14 protein-coding genes are annotated in these 16,832 nt (G+C 58.7%); 8 read left to right on the top strand and 6 right to left on the bottom strand.

Features of this window, described 5'->3' with window-relative positions; all coding sequences use genetic code 11:
• The first annotated feature begins 362 nt into the window (after window positions 1-362).
• A complete protein-coding gene (gene gltA, locus AC3WTM_RS12050; protein WP_056721677.1) occupies window positions 363-1,652 on the top strand; it encodes a citrate synthase in 1,290 nt (429 codons plus the stop codon).
• Between the two features lie 889 nt (window positions 1,653-2,541).
• Here gltA and AC3WTM_RS12045 read toward each other — a convergent pair.
• The 3 genes from AC3WTM_RS12045 to AC3WTM_RS12035 all read right to left on the bottom strand — a co-directional run bounded on the left by AC3WTM_RS12045 (window position 2,542) and on the right by AC3WTM_RS12035 (window position 5,601).
• Complete coding sequence (locus AC3WTM_RS12045; RefSeq protein ID WP_102669690.1) at window positions 2,542-4,200, bottom strand: cation acetate symporter; 1,659 nt, start codon at window positions 4,198-4,200, stop codon at window positions 2,542-2,544.
• The gene (locus AC3WTM_RS12040; protein WP_102669691.1) at window positions 4,197-4,508 is read right to left on the bottom strand and encodes a DUF485 domain-containing protein; all 312 of its coding nucleotides are present in this window, start codon (window positions 4,506-4,508) and stop codon (window positions 4,197-4,199) included. The genes AC3WTM_RS12045 and AC3WTM_RS12040 overlap by 4 nt, the downstream gene beginning before the upstream one ends.
• A 241-nt stretch (window positions 4,509-4,749) precedes the next feature.
• Complete coding sequence (locus AC3WTM_RS12035; RefSeq protein WP_102669693.1) at window positions 4,750-5,601, bottom strand: glycine betaine ABC transporter substrate-binding protein; 852 nt, start codon at window positions 5,599-5,601, stop codon at window positions 4,750-4,752.
• A gap of 287 nt (window positions 5,602-5,888) precedes the next feature.
• On the opposite strand from AC3WTM_RS12035, the gene AC3WTM_RS12030 reads away from it, so the two are divergent.
• Entirely contained in the window at window positions 5,889-7,484 is a 1,596-nt protein-coding gene (locus AC3WTM_RS12030) for a glycoside hydrolase family 17 protein (protein WP_102669694.1), read from the top strand.
• A gap of 126 nt (window positions 7,485-7,610) precedes the next feature.
• Here AC3WTM_RS12030 and AC3WTM_RS12025 read toward each other — a convergent pair whose 3' ends face one another.
• Window positions 7,611-7,979 (bottom strand): hypothetical protein, encoded by a 369-nt coding sequence (locus tag AC3WTM_RS12025; protein WP_102669695.1) that lies wholly within the window; start codon window positions 7,977-7,979, stop codon window positions 7,611-7,613.
• 225 nt (window positions 7,980-8,204) lie between these two features.
• On the opposite strand from AC3WTM_RS12025, the gene AC3WTM_RS12020 reads away from it, so the two are divergent.
• Together AC3WTM_RS12020 and AC3WTM_RS12015 are read left to right on the top strand one after the other, a co-directional pair.
• Window positions 8,205-9,503 carry a serine/threonine protein kinase gene (locus tag AC3WTM_RS12020; protein WP_102669696.1) on the top strand — a complete coding sequence of 433 codons (1,299 nt, stop codon included), beginning with the start codon at window positions 8,205-8,207 and terminating at the stop codon, window positions 9,501-9,503.
• Window positions 9,496-10,284, top strand: a complete 789-nt coding sequence (locus AC3WTM_RS12015) for an MlaA family lipoprotein (RefSeq protein WP_102669697.1) — start codon at window positions 9,496-9,498, stop codon at window positions 10,282-10,284. Before AC3WTM_RS12020 ends, AC3WTM_RS12015 begins: the two co-directional genes overlap by 8 nt.
• A gap of 127 nt (window positions 10,285-10,411) precedes the next feature.
• Here the strand turns inward: AC3WTM_RS12015 and AC3WTM_RS12010 are convergent, their stop codons facing one another.
• On the bottom strand, window positions 10,412-11,326 hold the full coding sequence (locus tag AC3WTM_RS12010; protein ID WP_102669698.1) for a DUF808 domain-containing protein: 915 nt from the start codon (window positions 11,324-11,326) through the stop codon (window positions 10,412-10,414).
• Window positions 11,327-11,460: 134 nt separating this feature from the next.
• On the opposite strand from AC3WTM_RS12010, the gene AC3WTM_RS12005 reads away from it, so the two are divergent.
• Window positions 11,461-12,069, top strand: a complete 609-nt coding sequence (locus AC3WTM_RS12005) for a TetR/AcrR family transcriptional regulator (RefSeq protein ID WP_102669699.1) — start codon at window positions 11,461-11,463, stop codon at window positions 12,067-12,069.
• A gap of 237 nt (window positions 12,070-12,306) precedes the next feature.
• On the opposite strand, the gene AC3WTM_RS12000 is transcribed toward AC3WTM_RS12005, so the two are convergent.
• Window positions 12,307-12,747 carry a GlcG/HbpS family heme-binding protein gene (locus tag AC3WTM_RS12000; protein ID WP_102669700.1) on the bottom strand — a complete coding sequence of 147 codons (441 nt, stop codon included), beginning with the start codon at window positions 12,745-12,747 and terminating at the stop codon, window positions 12,307-12,309.
• A gap of 268 nt (window positions 12,748-13,015) precedes the next feature.
• Between AC3WTM_RS12000 and gcl the strand changes: the two genes are divergently transcribed.
• The 3 genes from gcl (at window position 13,016) to AC3WTM_RS11985 (ending at window position 16,735) form a co-directional block, all read left to right on the top strand.
• The gene (gcl, locus tag AC3WTM_RS11995; RefSeq protein ID WP_057715848.1) at window positions 13,016-14,791 is read left to right on the top strand and encodes a glyoxylate carboligase; all 1,776 of its coding nucleotides are present in this window, start codon (window positions 13,016-13,018) and stop codon (window positions 14,789-14,791) included.
• 131 nt (window positions 14,792-14,922) lie between these two features.
• A complete protein-coding gene (gene hyi / locus AC3WTM_RS11990) occupies window positions 14,923-15,705 on the top strand; it encodes a hydroxypyruvate isomerase (protein WP_102669701.1) in 783 nt (260 codons plus the stop codon).
• A 136-nt stretch (window positions 15,706-15,841) separates the two neighbouring features.
• Window positions 15,842-16,735, top strand: coding sequence for a 2-hydroxy-3-oxopropionate reductase (locus tag AC3WTM_RS11985; RefSeq protein ID WP_102669702.1), 894 nt, complete (start codon window positions 15,842-15,844; stop codon window positions 16,733-16,735).
• The last annotated feature ends 97 nt before the right edge of the window (window positions 16,736-16,832 follow it).

The following is a 16,832-nucleotide window of genomic DNA, read 5'->3' as shown; positions in this document are numbered from 1 at the left end:
CTTTTTTTTCACACTGAAGAGCCCCTAACAATCAGGGCAAAGTTGTTGGGGAGTGCACTGGTCAGGTAACCACCACCCAGGGATGCGACCCCCAATGAAAGCAAGCCCAAAAGCCCTTGGCGGTCGGTGGCCGAGTATAGACAGTTAGGCTACTAATGACAACGCAAACACCTAACCCAAACAGCTGATTGCGCAACTGACATAAAAGGCGTAAATGGCAGCCAATTTCGAGAAAAAAGTCCGGTTAAAGCCTTCTGGAGCAAGACTTTAGGCAAATTGACATTAGAATTTATCTCACTATAGTGGTGCGGGCCCTGCGTGGGGGGTCTGTCTGATGATTTCAAGCATAAATAGGAGGCCACATGGCTGACAAAAAAGCGCAGTTGATCATCGAGGGCGCAGCCCCCGTCGAGCTGCCCATTTTAACCGGCACCGTTGGTCCCGATGTTATCGATGTTCGGGGCCTGACGGCCACGGGCCGTTTCACCTTTGACCCAGGCTTCATGTCGACCGCTTCGTGCGAGTCGAAGATCACCTATATCGACGGCGACAACGGCATTCTGCTGCACCGCGGCTACCCGATCGAACAGCTGGCTGAAAAGTCGGACTACCTGGAAACCTGCTATCTGCTGCTTAACGGCGAACTGCCGACCGCAGAACAGAAGGCCCAGTTCGTCAGCACCGTGAAGAACCACACCATGGTTCACGAGCAGCTGAAGACCTTCTTCAACGGCTTCCGTCGCGACGCCCACCCGATGGCCGTCATGTGCGGCGTAGTCGGCGCCCTCTCGGCGTTCTACCACGACTCCCTGGACATCAATAACCCGCAGCATCGCGAAATCTCCGCGATCCGCCTGGTTGCCAAGATGCCGACCCTGGCCGCGATGGTTTACAAGTACTCCATGGGCCAACCCATGATGTACCCGCGCAACGATCTGTCGTACGCGGAAAACTTCCTGCACATGATGTTCAACACCCCGTGCGAGATCAAACCGATCAGCCCGGTACTTGCCAAGGCCATGGACCGGATCTTCATCCTCCATGCCGACCACGAGCAGAACGCCTCGACGTCCACCGTGCGCCTGGCGGGTTCTTCGGGCGCCAACCCGTTCGCCTGTATCGCCGCCGGTATCGCTGCACTGTGGGGCCCTGCCCACGGAGGTGCGAACGAAGCCGTACTGACCATGCTCGATGAAATCGGCGATGTCTCGAACATCGACAAGTACATCGCCAAGGCCAAGGACAAGAACGATCCGTTCAAACTGATGGGCTTCGGTCACCGCGTTTACAAAAACCGCGACCCGCGCGCCACGGTCATGAAGCAGACCTGCGACGAAGTATTGAAGGAACTGGGCATCCAGAACGATCCGCAACTCGAACTGGCCATGCGCCTGGAAGAGATCGCCCTGACCGACCCGTACTTCATCGAACGCTCGCTGTACCCGAACGTCGATTTCTACTCGGGGATCATCCTCAAGGCGATTGGCATTCCAACCAGCATGTTCACCGTGATCTTCGCCCTGGCGCGGACCGTCGGCTGGATCTCCCACTGGAAAGAGATGCTCTCCAGCCCGTACAAGATCGGCCGTCCGCGCCAGTTGTACACCGGCTACGAGTCGCGTGACATCACCAAGCTGGAAGACCGCAAGTAAGATCCGTCTTGCTTTAGCGTGTTGAGTTGTACCGGGAACGGCCTCTGCTTTTTATATAAAGAGCAGGAGGCCGTTTTTGTTTGTGCGCTTTTTTGATGGTGTACATATCCGTTTCTGCGGTTACGGCCGCTATTGGGTCCGCCCTTACGGCGGGCCACTTGGAAAAGCGCCAAGTAACCAAACGCTCTTGCCCCTGACATTCGGCGCCTCGCCTAGGCTCGGCATGCCCTCGCTCCGATCCTGCTCGGTGGGCCCGCCGCCATCGGCCATCCATGGTCGGGTTGCCCACTGCGCAGAACCTCCACTCGGCCTCACGAGGGGGCGTACACCGCAACAGCGTCCGAGGCGGCCTACCGGCCTGTTTGTTGGGTGCACTTGAAAGAAATTGGTCGGCTGGCCGACCTATTCGCAATTGAACGCGTTCCCTGTAGGAGCGAGCTCGCGATGGACGTCAACAATAACGCGTGCTGTCTGATTGATCGTGTTGTCCACACGTTTTTCGCGAGCAAGCTCGCTCCTACAGGGCCGAGCGTTAGCTCGCCTGCAGCTCTTGATCTTGATCCACCCGCCCCCTCGGCAGGCTGAGTGGAGGTGTTTATCCGGGGATTGGCGCGCAGCGCCGTTCGACGCAGTCGAACTCATTACATGTAGGTCGAAGCGAAGCCGACCGGAGGGCAATGCCCCCGGATGAATGCCGGAGCGAAGGAATGGATATGTACACCCTCAAAAAACACTCCAACTAACACAAAGTCTTCGCGAGCAGGCTCGCTCCTACAGTAAAACGGGCAAATCCAAAAAACCGGGTCGATTACCGCCCAATAAAAAATGCCCCGGTCTCTCGACCGGGGCATTTCCATTCAACACAACTTAAACAGTCAAACCCAAACGCTTAGTGCGAAACAGCACCACTTGCACCCAGGCCAGTCTGCGAACGAACAAACTGCGGGAAGAACAACGCCCGCTCATTATCCGCAGCAGCCGACTTGTCAGTGATCGAGAAGAACCAGATCCCGACAAAGGCAATCATCATTGAGAACAGCGCCGGGTACTCATACGGGAAGATGGCTTTCTCGTGATGCAGGATCTGCACCCAGATGGTCGGACCAAGCACCATCAGGCCCACGGCACTGACCAGCCCCATCCAGCCACCGATCATCGCACCGCGAGTGGTCAGCTTTTTCCAGTACATGGAAAGCAACAGTACCGGGAAGTTGCAGCTTGCCGCGATAGAGAACGCCAGGCCCACCATGAACGCAATGTTCTGGCTCTCGAACAGGATACCAAGACCAATTGCCAGCACCGCCAAGGCGATTGTGGTGATTTTCGAGACGCGAATCTCGTCCTTCTCGTTGGCCTTGCCCTTCTTGATCACGCTGGCATAAAGGTCGTGGGATACCGCCGAAGCACCGGCCAGAGTCAGGCCGGCAACCACTGCCAGAATGGTCGCAAACGCTACTGCCGAGATGAAACCCAGGAAGATACTGCCGCCAACCGCGTTGGCCAGGTGTACCGCCGCCATGTTGTTACCGCCCAGCAAGGCGCCAGCAGCGTCTTTGAAAGCCGGGTTGGTGCTGACCAGCAGAATCGCGCCAAAGCCGATGATGAAGGTCAGGATGTAGAAGTAGCCAATGAAACCGGTTGCGTACAGCACGCTCTTGCGAGCTTCCTTGGCGTCACTCACGGTGAAGAAGCGCATCAGGATGTGTGGCAGGCCAGCGGTACCGAACATCAGCGCCAGACCGAGGGAGAACGCCGAGATCGGATCTTTCACCAGGCCGCCTGGGCTCATGATCGCATCAGCTTTCGGATGGACCTTGATCGCCTCGGAGAACAGCATGTTGAAGTCGAAGTTGACGTGCTTCATCACCATCAGCGCCATGAAGGAAGCGCCGGACAGCAGCAGAACAGCCTTGATGATTTGCACCCAGGTGGTCGCCAGCATGCCGCCGAACAACACGTAAAGGCACATCAGAATACCGACCAGGATCACCGCAACGTGGTAATCGAGACCGAACAGCAGTTGGATCAGCTTGCCGGCACCGACCATTTGCGCGATCAGATAGAACGCCACCACCACCAGCGAACCGCAAGCGGACAGCGAGCGGATCTGGGTTTGCCCCAGGCGATAGGACGCCACGTCGGCAAAGGTGTATTTGCCCAGGTTACGCAGACGCTCGGCGATCAGGAACAGAATGATCGGCCAGCCCACCAGGAAGCCGATCGAGTAGATCAGGCCGTCGTAGCCAGAGGTGAACACCAGCGCGGAAATACCCAGGAAGGACGCAGCCGACATGTAGTCACCGGCAATCGCCAGACCGTTCTGGAAACCGGTGATCTTGCCGCCAGCGGCGTAGTAGTCGGCTGCCGAATTATTACGCTTGGAAGCCCAGTAGGTGATGCACAAGGTGGCACCGACAAAGGCGACAAACATCACGATCGCGGACACGTTAAGCGGTTGCTTCTGCACGGCACCGGTCAGGGCGTCAGCCGCCCAGGCGCCAGGTGCGAAAGCTGCGATGCTCAAAAGAGCCATTAGACGGCGGATCATTGCTGAGCCTCCTTGAGAATCGCATTGTTCAGGTCGTCGAACTCGCCGTTGGCGCGTCGCACGTAGATACCGGTCAGGATGAAAGCCGAAACAATCAGCCCGATACCGATCGGTATGCCCCAGGTAATCGAGGACTCAGGGCTGATTTTCGCCCCCAGCACCTGCGGCCCGTAGGCAATCAGAAGGATGAATCCGGAGTAAAGCCCTAGCATGATCGCCGAAAGAATCCAGGCGAATCGTTCCCTCTTGCTAACCAGCTCCTTGAAGCGCGGGCTGTTTTGAATCGAGAGGTAAATGCTGTCGTTCATTGTTTTTATCCTCGCAGCACAGATTTAGTTGGAACGGTATCCACTCTATGCGGCTGCGGGGCAGGTTCCAGACGACCTTAGTCTTAGAACCCCATGGGGGTTTTCGCCAAATTTCAGTACGCCATACACAAGTGTGGGAGCGGGCTTGCTCGCGAAGAGGCCATAACATTCAACATTATTGTTGACTGTTACACCGCTTTCGCGAGCAAGCCCGCTCCCACAATTTAAAGCGAGGTGCCTGTTATTTGGTCCAGTCAGCCACACGCTCAGGGTGTTTGGCGATCCAATCCTTCGCCGCGGCTTCAGGTTTGGCACCATCCTGAATCGCCAACATCACCTGACCGATTTCATCCTTGGATTCCCACTGGAAATTCTTCAGGAACTTGGCCACTTCCGGCGCCTTGGCTTCCAGGCCCTTGCTGCCGATGCTGTTCACGGTTTCAGCCGCGCCGTATACGCCTTTCGGGTCTTCGAGGAAGCGCAGTTTCCACTTGGCGAACATCCAGTGCGGTACCCAGCCGGTGACCGCGATGGATTCGTTCTTCTTCTCGGCACGGGTCAGCTCGGCGATCATGCCGGCGCCAGAACTGGCTTTGAGTTGATAACCTGTCAGGTCGTAGTCCTTGATCGCCTGATCGGTCTTGAGCATCACGCCTGAACCGGCGTCGATGCCGACAATGCGGTTCTTGAAGGTGTCATCAGTCTTGAGGTCCTCGATGGACTTGGCCTTGACGTACTCCGGCACGATCAGGCCGATTTTCGCGTCCTTGAAGTTCGGGCCGTAGTCGACAACCTGATCCTTGTTCTTCGCCCAGTACTCACCATGAGTCACCGGCAGCCAGGCTGACAGCATGGCGTCGAGTTTACCGGTGGCCACGCCCTGCCACATGATCCCGGTAGCGACGGCTTGCAGCTTCACGTCATAACCGAGTTTCTGCCGGATCACTTCAGCCGCCACGTTGGTCGTGGCGACACTGTCCGACCAGCCATCGACATAACCAAGCGTCACGTCCTTGCCGGCGGCGCTTGCCACGGTCGAACTGATCGCCAGCACCAAAGCCGCACCTGCGCCCAAGAGTCGTCGCATCTTCATCGTTACTTCCCCGAAAGTGCTGCGCTCGACGGATGCCGAGTCGCTTAAACGTATTGTTATGGTGCACAGCGCCCCCATCACGCCCACCGCAAACTCGTTCAAACATCAGCGGAGTACTGACACTTGCGATAATCAACCTGACGCTCATGGCGACCTGCTCTGCCAGCGACCTCAAGGCATCGAGAAACGACATCAGAAAGCCATTAATCTTCAGCGCAACAAACACCCCTGCCAACCCGCTCGAACTTTGCATGTCAAAATCATGCAGGCCACCAAGCACGCGGCAAATGCAGGTAACATGCGCCGCTTTGCTCCCACACGGCCTGACCATGTCCGCGACCTCTCGCTTCCCTTTTGCTGCTTATCTATTCGCTTGCCTGCTCGGGCTGTTTGCCCTTGGCGGCTTCTGGTACGGCCTCGGCAAACCGGTGATCCTGCCGGACGTCGCCAGTGCGACGCACAAGCTGCAATGCGCCTCCTATACCCCGTTCGACAAGGATCAATCGCCGTTTGACGTGCCATTCAACTTGCGCCCCGAGCGCATGGATGCCGACCTCGCGCTGCTGTCCAAAAGCTTCGAATGCATCCGCACCTATTCCATGACCGGCCTGGAAGCCCTGCCAGATCTGGCGCGCAAGCATGGCTTGAAGCTGATGATCGGCGCCTGGGTCAACAGCAACCCGGTGGACACCGAGAAAGAAGTCGACCTGCTGATCGTCTCGGCCAATGCCAACCCGGATGTGGTGAGCGCAGTGATCGTCGGCAACGAAACCCTGCTGCGCAAGGAAGTCACTGGCGCGCAATTGGCGAAACTGATCAACAAGGTCAAGAGCCAGGTCAAACAGCCTGTCACCTACGCCGACGTCTGGGAGTTCTGGCTCAAGCATCCGGAAATTGCCCCCGCCGTGGATTTCCTGACCATTCACTTGCTGCCCTACTGGGAAGATGATCCGTCGAACATCGACGCTGCCCTGCAACATGTGGCCGATGTACGCCAGGTGTTCGGCAACAAGTTCGCGCCCAAGGATGTGCTGATCGGCGAAACTGGCTGGCCAAGCGAAGGTCGCCAGCGCGAAACGGCTTTGCCGAGCCGGGTCAACGAAGCCAAGTTCATTCGCGGCTTTGTCGCCATGGCCGAGCAACAGGGTTGGCACTACAACCTGATCGAAGCCTTCGACCAGCCCTGGAAACGCGCCAGTGAAGGTGCGGTGGGTGGTTACTGGGGGCTGTTCGATGCCGATCGCCAGGACAAGGGCGTGCTGGCGGGCCCCGTGACAAACGTACCGTACTGGTCGCAATGGCTGGCGGTGGGCGGCTTGATTTTCATCGGTACCTTGCTGCTCGGTGGTCGGGTCCGCTCGACGCGGTCGGCATTGGTACTACCCCTGCTCGGTGCCTTGGCTGCGTGTTCGATTGGCGCCTGGGGCGACCTGGCACGGGTGACCACGCGTTTCACCAGTGAATGGCTATGGGTCGGGTTGCTGACTGCCCTGAATATGCTGGTGTTGGCTCATGCCGCGCTGACATTGAGCCCTCGCAGCGGTTGGCGTGGGCAAGCTTTCAACCTGCTTGAGCGCCGGGCTGGTTGGCTGGTTGCAACGACAGGTTTCGCGGCAGCCGTGATGATGCTGGAACTGGTGCTCGATCCGCGTTATCGCAGCTTCCCGAGTGTCGCGTTCATCGTGCCGGCACTGGTCTATCTGTGCCGCCCGGTGAACGTGCCGCGCCGCGAGATTGCGTTGCTGACCTTCATCATCGGTGCCGGCATTGCACCGCAGTTGTACCGTGAAGGTTTGCAGAACCAGCAGGCCTGGGGTTGGGCGCTGGTGAGTGTGTTGATGGTGGCTGCGTTGTGGCGCTGCTTGCGGGTTCGCAAGGTTTAACTCTTTAGCGACCTGACTGACCTCATCGCGAGCAAGCTCGCTCCCACATTTGATCTTTATCGCACGCAAACATTGTGTTCACTGAAGATCTACTGTGGGAGCGAGCTTGCTCGCGAAGACGGACTTTTAAGCGCCGCGAGAAGCCCTGACCAACCGCAACCCCGCAATCACCACCGAAAACACCGCCAGCGTGGTGTTGTACAACGCCAGTGCCGGAAAACCGAACACCAGCGCCAGCACCGCCAGCCACCAGCCTGCCCGCCCCGGCACGACAAAGCCGATGATCGCCGCGCCCAGCGCAGCCCAGCCCAGCACCCCGAAATGAATCATCAGCCCCAGGTTCGAACGTATCAGGCATTCCCAACGACTCGCTTCATCCACGCAAATGCCGACCCACTGCGCATCCTCCATGAAGCCATAGCGCGCGCCATAACTGGCGGCCAGCCATAAAGGCAGCAAAACAAGCAGCAGAATCACGGGCAAGCGGCGAGACATGAAACACTCCAATTGGCGAAAAGCGGCGGCCAGCTTAATCGCCCTTAAGCGTTTCGCAAGCGATAACAACTGTTAACTGGTCTTTCAATCGCTGCAAAGTGTATCGTCCAGCTACTATTACCTCGAAATTAAGCCTGTTTGGTGCCGAGGGTTGGCACTTTGGCGCAAATCCGGTGGTCATAGCCTGCGAAATTCATTCGGCACCTTCCTCTAAGGGATTTAGTCATGCTCCGTTCCTTGCGCTTCGCTGCCCTGTTTGGCGGCCTTATATTGGGTGCGTCCGCACTGGCGGCCGATATTGACGCCGCCAGCTATGGCTACCCCCTGACCAACCCGTTCGAGGCGACCATCGCGACCACACCGCCGGACCTGCGTCCGGAGTTACCCCTGGACGAAGACATCGATCAGACGGTGCGCAGTGTCACCTTGCGTCCGGAACGGGCGTTCGAGTTGCCGAACAACTTCTGGGCGGTCAAGACGCTCGACTACCGCATTGCCACACAGGATCACGCGGCACCGCTGATGTTCCTGATAGCCGGCACCGGCGCGCGCTATGACAGCACCCTGAACGAATACCTGAAGAAGCTCTATTACAAAGCCGGCTACCACGTAGTGCAGTTGTCATCGCCCACCAGCTATGACTTCATGAGCGCCGCATCACGTTTCGCCACGCCGGGTGTTTCCAAGGAAGACGCCGAAGATCTGTACCGGGTGATGCAGGCCGTACGGGCACAGAACCCGAAAATGCCGATCACCGACTACTACCTGACCGGGTATAGCCTAGGTGCACTGGATGCCGCTTTCGTCTCTCACCTGGACGAAACCCGCCGCAGCTTCAACTTCAAGAAAGTCCTGCTGCTCAACCCGCCGGTCAACCTCTACACTTCGATCACCAACCTCGACAAGCTGGTCCAGACCGAGGTCAAGGGCATCAACACCAGCACCACATTCTATGAACTGGTACTGGACAAGCTGACCCGCTACTTCCAGCAGAAGGGCTACATCGACCTCAATGACGCCCTGCTCTACGACTTCCAGCAGTCCAAGCAGCACCTGACCAACGAACAGATGGCCATGCTGATCGGCACTTCGTTCCGCTTTTCGGCGGCCGATATCGCCTTCACTTCGGACCTGGTCAACCGTCGCGGCCTGATCACCCCACCCAAGTTCCCGATCACCGAGGGCACCAGCCTCACGCCATTCCTCAAGCGTGCACTGCAATGCGACTTCGACTGCTACATCACCGAACAAGTGATCCCGATGTGGCGCGCCCGCACCGACGGCGGCAGCCTGCTGCAACTGATTGACCAGGTGAGCCTGTATGCACTGAAGGACTACCTGCACGAAAGCCCGAAAATCGCGGTCATGCACAACGCCGATGACGTAATCCTCGGCCCCGGCGACCTGGGCTTCCTGCGCAAGACCTTTGGTGATCGCCTGACCGTTTACCCGTATGGCGGCCATTGCGGCAACATTAACTACCGCGTCAACAGCGACGCCATGCTGGAGTTTTTCCGTGGCTAAATATCTCCTGCTTTTCGCAGCGTTACTCTGTGCAGGCGTCGCCAATGCCGACAACAGCAAAGCCAATGCCCCCGTGGTCGTCGACAGCGATGGTTTCAAAGAGCCGCTGAGCAAACTCAAATTCAACCCGGGCCTGGATCAGCGCGAGTTCGAGCGTTCGACGCTCAATGCGCTGGCCGTCTACGATCCACTGGAAGAGTGGAACCGGCGCGTCTATCACTTCAACTACCGCTTCGACCAATGGGTGTTCCTGCCGGTGGTCAATGGTTACCGCTACGTTACCCCGAGCTTCCTGCGCACCGGCGTCAGCAACTTCTTCAACAACCTCGGCGACGTGCCGAACCTGATGAACAGCCTGCTGCAACTCAAGGGCCAGCGCTCGCTGGAAACCACCGGGCGACTGCTGCTCAACACCACCATCGGCATCGCCGGCCTGTGGGACCCGGCCACCGCCATGGGCCTGCCGCGTCAGAGCGAAGACTTCGGCCAGACTTTAGGCTTCTACGGCGTGCCGGGCGGCGCTTATTTCGTCCTGCCGATCCTCGGTCCGTCAAACCTGCGTGACACCGGCGGCCTGCTGGTGGATTACTCGGCCGAGAACGCGATCAACTTCCTCAACGTGGCCGAAGTCAGCTCCAACCATCCGGAAGTCGTGATCCTGCGCGGCATCGACAAGCGCCACCAGACCAGCTTCCGCTATGGTCAGATGAACTCGCCATTCGAGTACGAGAAAGTGCGTTACGTGTACACCGAAGCACGCAAGTTGCAGGTTGCCGAGTAAGCCCGGCAACCGAAAAACACTGTGGGAGCGGGCTTGCTCGCGAAGAGGTCGTGTCAGTCACCCAATAGGTTATCTGACACACCGCTTTCGCGAGCAAGCCCGCTCCCACATTTGCTTTGTGTTGCTTTCAGCCTTTCAGCGCCTTCCAGATTTTGCTGACAGCCATCACGCCAACCAATACCACCGCCCCCGCCACGATCCCCGCCACGCCATTGAGCAACACAGGCACGATAAATCCGCCGGAACCCGCCGCAGCACCGACACTTTCGATCCAGTGATGCACCACCGGCACACCGTGCGTGAGAATTCCGCCGCCCACCAGAAACATCGCCGCCGTGCCGATCACCGACAGGCTCTTCATCATGTACGGTGCCGCACGCAGAATCGCACCGCCGATGCTTTTCGCCATCTGCCCGGGTTTTTGGGTCAACCACAGGCCAAGGTCGTCGAGCTTGACGATACCCGCCACCAAACCGTAAACGCCGACCGTCATGACAATGGCAATGCCCGAAAGCACGATGATTTGCTGGGTCAATGGAGCGCCAGCCACGGTGCCGAGGGTGATGGCGATGATTTCCGCCGAAAGAATGAAATCGGTGCGGATCGCGCCTTTGATCTTGTCCTTCTCGAACGCCACCAGGTCGATGGCAGGGTCAGCCACGGCCTCGACTAACTGCGCATGTTCGGCGGCGTCTTCAGCCTTGCTGTGCAGGAACTTGTGGGCGAGCTTCTCAAACCCTTCAAAGCACAGATAGGCACCGCCGACCATCAACAGCGGCGTGACCAGCCACGGAATGAACGCACTGATCGCCAGCGCCGACGGCACCAGGATCAGTTTATTGACAAACGAACCCTTGGCGACCGCCCAGACCACCGGGATTTCCCGTTCGGCACGCACGCCACTGACTTGCTGAGCGTTGAGCGCCAGATCGTCACCGAGTACGCCGGCCGTTTTCTTGGCGGCCATTTGGGTCATCAGGGACACGTCATCCAGCACGGTCGCGATGTCGTCGATCAGCACCAACAAACTGCTTCCTGCCATGAGTCAGGTTTCCTTCTGCAATGAATGCGCAGCAGCATAGCGCGACATAAGAGCCTACGGTGCATTCTTGAGCGCCGCGCGAGGCCGGTGATACCATGCGCAACCGCCAGAACAGGCAAGGAATCACCCGGTTTATGAGCACTATCCGCGAGCGCAACAAACAACTGATCCTGCGTGCCGCCAGTGAGGAATTCGCCGATAAAGGCTTCGCTGCGACCAAAACCAGCGACATCGCAGCCAAGGCGGGATTGCCAAAGCCCAACGTCTACTACTACTTCAAGTCCAAGGAAAACCTCTACCGCGAGGTTCTGGAAAGCATCATCGAGCCCATCCTGCAGGCCTCGACACCGTTCAATCCGGACGGCGAGCCCGGTGAAGTGCTCAGCGGCTACATTCGCTCGAAAATCCGCATCTCCCGCGACCTGCCTTTCGCCTCCAAGGTGTTCGCCAGCGAAATCATGCACGGCGCCCCCCACCTGAGCACCGATCTGGTCGAACAGCTCAATGGCCAGGCCAAACACAACATCGAGTGCATCCAGACCTGGATCGACCGCGGGCAAATCGCCCCCATCGATCCCAACCACCTGATGTTCAGCATCTGGGCCGCGACCCAGACCTACGCCGACTTCGACTGGCAAATCACCGCCATCACCGGCAAGGCGAAGCTGGATGAAGTGGACTATGAAGCGGCGGCGCAGACGATTATCCGGTTGGTGCTCAAAGGGTGTGAGCCCGAGCGGTAGACTGCGGCGCGGCCGATGCGTAGGCGGTGTGATGCTGACAGCTCAGGTATTCCTTGCCCTCTCTCATGTTGAAGTCATGAAAGGCTATAGACCTTTAGCTGGATATGTCTGGGAGATCGCCTTCGCGAGCAAGCCCGCTCCCACACTTGATCGCTGACGTTCACAAAATTTGCGTACGCAAAAAATCCAATGTGGGAGCGGGCTTGCTCGCGAAAGCGGTAGTTCAGTCAGCGCAGATCAAGCCGCCACCCCCGCATCCGCCACCAACCCCAACGCCTCGATGGCATTGATCGCGCACTGCTCGTCGACATCCGACAGATCGCCGCTGATCCCCACCGCCCCCAGCATGTTCCCATCCTGATCGCGAACCAGCACACCACCCGGTGCCGGCACGACGCTGCCCTGCCCCAGGCTGTTCAACGCGGCGATAAACGCCGGGCGTTGCTGGGCGTCCAGTGCCAGCAGGCGCGACCCCTTGCCCAGCGCGATGGCGCCCCAGGCTTTGCCGATGGCGACGTGCGGGCGCAGCAGGCTGGCGCCGTCTTCGCGTTGCAGGGTGATCAGATGCCCGCCGGCATCCAGTACCGCAATGGTCAAGGGTGCCGCAGAGATTGCACGCCCGGCGGTGATGGCCTCGTTGACCAGGTTGACTGCGACTTTCAAGGTTAAAGCGCTCATGGTGCCGTCCTCATTTTGTTTTTCGGAAAGTCGGTGGACTGCGCCGTTGTGCCGCAGCCCGATGCAACAAATAGAACACAATGAATTATTTTTTTGTATACAATAATCATCGAAAGGCGCCACATGCGACGAAAAGCCACAGCAGAACGGGCTTCCGACGAATGAAACAAGCGCTTGAGAAAATGGATTGACCTGCGCCGTCCGCCGTGAATACACTCTGCGCAAAGCCACTTGTATACAATTACAAAACGTAAAGAGGCACAAAACCATGAGCAAAATGAGAGCAATCGAAGCCGCCGTTCTGGTGATGCGCCGTGAAGGGGTCGATACCGCTTTTGGCATCCCGGGTGCCGCCATCAACCCGCTGTACTCCGCCCTGCAAAAGGTCGGCGGCATCGATCACGTACTCGCTCGCCACGTTGAAGGCGCCTCGCACATGGCCGAGGGCTACACCCGCACCAAGGCCGGCAACATCGGCGTGTGCATCGGCACTTCCGGCCCTGCCGGCACCGACATGGTCACCGGGCTCTACAGCGCCTCGGCCGACTCGATTCCAATCCTCTGCATTACCGGCCAGGCACCCCGCGCCCGTATGCACAAGGAAGACTTCCAGGCCGTCGATATCACCACCATCGTCAAGCCAGTCACCAAGTGGTCGACCACCGTCATGGAACCGGGCCAGGTGCCCTATGCATTCCAAAAAGCTTTCTATGAAATGCGCTCCGGCCGTCCAGGCCCGGTGCTGATCGACCTGCCGTTTGACGTGCAGATGGCCGAAATCGAATTCGACATCGACGCCTACCAGCCATTGCCATTGGCCAAACCGAGCGCTACCCGCGTCCAGGTTGAAAAGGCCCTGGCCATGCTGGATCAGGCCGAACGTCCATTGTTGGTGGCCGGTGGCGGCATCATCAATGCCGACGCCGCCGACCTTCTGGTGGAGTTCGCCGAGCTGACCGGTATTCCGGTGATCCCGACCCTGATGGGCTGGGGCGCCATCCCGGACGATCACCCGCTGATGGTGGGCATGGTTGGTTTGCAGACTTCGCACCGCTACGGCAACGCCACCATGCTCAAGTCCGACGTGGTTCTGGGCGTAGGCAACCGCTGGGCCAACCGTCACACCGGTTCCGTTGACGTGTACACCGAAGGCCGCAAGTTCATTCACGTTGATATCGAACCGACCCAGATCGGCCGCGTGTTCACCCCGGACCTGGGCATCGTTTCCGACGCTGCCGCCGCGCTGACCGTGTTCATCGAAGTCGCTCGCGAATGGCAAGCCGCTGGCAAACTGAAGAACCGCAGCGCCTGGCTGCAAGACTGCCAGCAGCGCAAAGCCAGCCTGCAGCGCAAGACTCACTTCGACAACGTGCCAGTCAAGCCGCAACGCGTTTACGAAGAAATGAACCAGGTGTTCGGCAAAGACACCTGCTACGTCAGCACCATCGGTCTGTCGCAGATTGCCGGCGCGCAGTTCCTGCACGTCTACAAGCCGCGTCACTGGATCAACTGCGGTCAGGCAGGCCCGTTGGGCTGGACCATTCCGGCAGCGCTGGGCGTGGTCAAGGCCGATCCGAACCGTAAAGTCGTAGCCCTTTCGGGGGACTATGACTTCCAGTTCATGATCGAAGAACTGGCGGTCGGCGCTCAGTTCAAACTGCCTTACATCCACGTCGTGGTGAACAACTCGTACCTGGGTCTGATCCGTCAGGCACAGCGCGGTTTCGACATGGACTACTGCGTGCAGCTGTCCTTCGACAACCTCAACGCCCCTGAACTCAACGGCTACGGTGTCGACCACGTCGCGGTGGCCGAAGGCCTCGGCTGCAAGGCGCTGCGTGTGTTCGAACCGGCTCAGATCCAGCCTGCCCTGCGCAAGGCTCAGGAACTGATCGAAGAGTTCAAGGTTCCAGTGATCGTCGAGATTATCCTGGAGCGCGTGACCAACATTTCCATGGGTACCGAGATCAACGCCGTCAACGAATTCGAAGACCTGGCGCTGGTCGGCGACGACGCACCGACTGCGATTTCGTTGCTTGATTGATCACCACCCCTGTGGGAGCGAGCTTGCTCGCGATGAGTCCGGCACATTCAACATCTATGTTGACTGACACACCGCCATCGCGAGCAAGCTCGCTCCTACAAGGGGCCTACACACATTTACAGGAGACCACCATGCCGCGTTTCGCAGCCAACCTGTCCATGCTGTTCACCGAACAGGACTTCCTTGCCCGTTTCGAAGCGGCCGCCAAAGCCGGCTTCAGTGGTGTCGAATACCTGTTCCCGTACGACTTCAGCTCTGCCGAAATCAAGGCCCAGCTCGACGCCAACGGCCTGACCCAAGTGCTGTTCAATCTGCCGGCCGGTGACTGGGCCAAGGGCGAACGTGGTATCGCGTGCCTGCCGGATCGGGTTGAAGAGTTCCGTGCCGGTGTCGACCTGGCCATCGCTTATGCGAAGGTGCTGGGCAACACCCAGGTCAACTGCCTGGCCGGTATTCGTCCGCAGGGCCTCGACGATGCCACCGTGGAGAAAACCTTCGTCGCCAACCTCAAGTACGCGGCCGACAAGCTGCAAGCGGCGGGCATCAAACTGGTGATGGAAGCGATCAACACCCGTGACATTCCAGGTTTCTACCTGAACAACACGGCGCAAGCCCTGTCGATTCGCGAGCAGGTCGGCAGCGCCAACCTGTTCCTGCAATACGACATCTATCACATGCAAATCATGGAAGGCGATCTGGCCCGCACCCTGCAATCGCACCTAGGCGAGATCAACCACGTGCAGCTCGCGGACAACCCGGGGCGCAACGAACCAGGCACCGGTGAAATCAACTACCGCTTCCTGTTCGAACACCTGGACCGCATCGGTTACCAGGGCTGGGTCGGTTGCGAATACAAGCCGTTGACCACCACTGAAGCGGGCCTGGGCTGGTTGAAAACCCATAACGCGATTTAACACATATCCCTGTAGGAGCGAGCCTGCTCGCGAAGAACGATCAGGCGCCGCGATTACTCAGGCAGTACGCGTTTTCGTTGAGTTTTTTCGCGAGCAAGCTCGCTCCTACAAAAGACAAAAACAAGAGGATTTTCTCATGGCTAAAATCGGATTTATCGGCACCGGCATCATGGGCCACCCAATGGCATTGAACCTGCAGAAAGCCGGTCACAGCCTGTTCCTGTCGGCCCACCACGACCCTGCGCCTGCCGACCTGATCGCCGCAGGCGCCGTCGCTCTGGCGAACCCGAAGGAAGTGGCCCAGGAAGCCGAGTTCATCATCGTCATGGTGCCAGATACCCCGCAGGTCGACGACGTGCTGTTCCGCGCCGACGGCGTTGCCGCTGGTGTTGGCAAAGGCAAAGTGGTGATCGACATGAGCTCGATCTCGCCGACCGCCACCAAGGCTTTCGCAGCAAAGATCAACGAAAAAGGCGCGCAATACCTCGACGCCCCGGTCTCCGGCGGTGAAGTCGGCGCCAAGGCTGCGACCCTGAGCATCATGGTCGGCGGCGATGCCGACGCCTTCGAGCGCGCCCTGCCACTGTTCCAGGCCATGGGCAAAAACATCACCCTGGTCGGTGGCAATGGCGACGGTCAAACCGCCAAGGTGGCCAACCAGATCATCGTGGCCCTGAACATCCAGGCCGTGGCCGAAGCCCTGCTGTTCGCTTCGAAAAACGGTGCCGATCCGGCCAAGGTGCGTGAAGCACTGATGGGCGGTTTCGCGTCCTCCAAAATCCTCGAAGTGCATGGCGAGCGCATGATCAAGGGCACCTTCGATCCAGGCTTCCGCATCAGCCTGCACCAGAAGGACCTGAACCTGGCCCTGCAAGGCGCCAAGGAGCTGAACATCAACCTGCCGAACACCGCCAACACCCAGCAAGTGTTCAGCACCTGCGCGGCCATCGGTGGCAGCAACTGGGATCACTCGGCGCTGATCAAGGGCCTGGAACACATGGCTAACTTCTCGATTCGCGACAAGAAGTAAGCCCCCTGCCCGAAACTGCATCAAACCTGTGGGAGCGAGCTTGCTCGCGATGAGGCCCTGACTATCAACATCCATGTTGACTGACACACCGCTATCG

The organism is Pseudomonas sp. EU05-FHT14B02, assembly GCF_058791055.1.
This window is presented reverse-complemented; position numbering and strand designations above follow the sequence as displayed.

Excerpts from the sequence above, each read along its gene's own strand:
- hyi (WP_102669701.1), top strand. The coding sequence starts at position 14,923 with ATGCCGCGTTTCGCAGCCAACCTGTCCATGCTGTTCACCGAACAGGAC.
- AC3WTM_RS12040 (WP_102669691.1), bottom strand. The coding sequence starts at position 4,508 with ATGAACGACAGCATTTACCTCTCGATTCAAAACAGCCCGCGCTTCAAG.
- AC3WTM_RS12045 (WP_102669690.1), bottom strand. The coding sequence starts at position 4,200 with ATGATCCGCCGTCTAATGGCTCTTTTGAGCATCGCAGCTTTCGCACCT.
- gltA (WP_056721677.1), top strand. The coding sequence starts at position 363 with ATGGCTGACAAAAAAGCGCAGTTGATCATCGAGGGCGCAGCCCCCGTC.
- AC3WTM_RS12030 (WP_102669694.1), top strand. The coding sequence starts at position 5,889 with ATGCAGGTAACATGCGCCGCTTTGCTCCCACACGGCCTGACCATGTCC.
- AC3WTM_RS12020 (WP_102669696.1), top strand. The coding sequence starts at position 8,205 with ATGCTCCGTTCCTTGCGCTTCGCTGCCCTGTTTGGCGGCCTTATATTG.
- AC3WTM_RS12005 (WP_102669699.1), top strand. The coding sequence starts at position 11,461 with ATGAGCACTATCCGCGAGCGCAACAAACAACTGATCCTGCGTGCCGCC.
- AC3WTM_RS12010 (WP_102669698.1), bottom strand. The coding sequence starts at position 11,326 with ATGGCAGGAAGCAGTTTGTTGGTGCTGATCGACGACATCGCGACCGTG.
- AC3WTM_RS12025 (WP_102669695.1), bottom strand. The coding sequence starts at position 7,979 with ATGTCTCGCCGCTTGCCCGTGATTCTGCTGCTTGTTTTGCTGCCTTTA.
- AC3WTM_RS12035 (WP_102669693.1), bottom strand. The coding sequence starts at position 5,601 with ATGAAGATGCGACGACTCTTGGGCGCAGGTGCGGCTTTGGTGCTGGCG.
- AC3WTM_RS12000 (WP_102669700.1), bottom strand. The coding sequence starts at position 12,747 with ATGAGCGCTTTAACCTTGAAAGTCGCAGTCAACCTGGTCAACGAGGCC.
- gcl (WP_057715848.1), top strand. The coding sequence starts at position 13,016 with ATGAGCAAAATGAGAGCAATCGAAGCCGCCGTTCTGGTGATGCGCCGT.
- AC3WTM_RS11985 (WP_102669702.1), top strand. The coding sequence starts at position 15,842 with ATGGCTAAAATCGGATTTATCGGCACCGGCATCATGGGCCACCCAATG.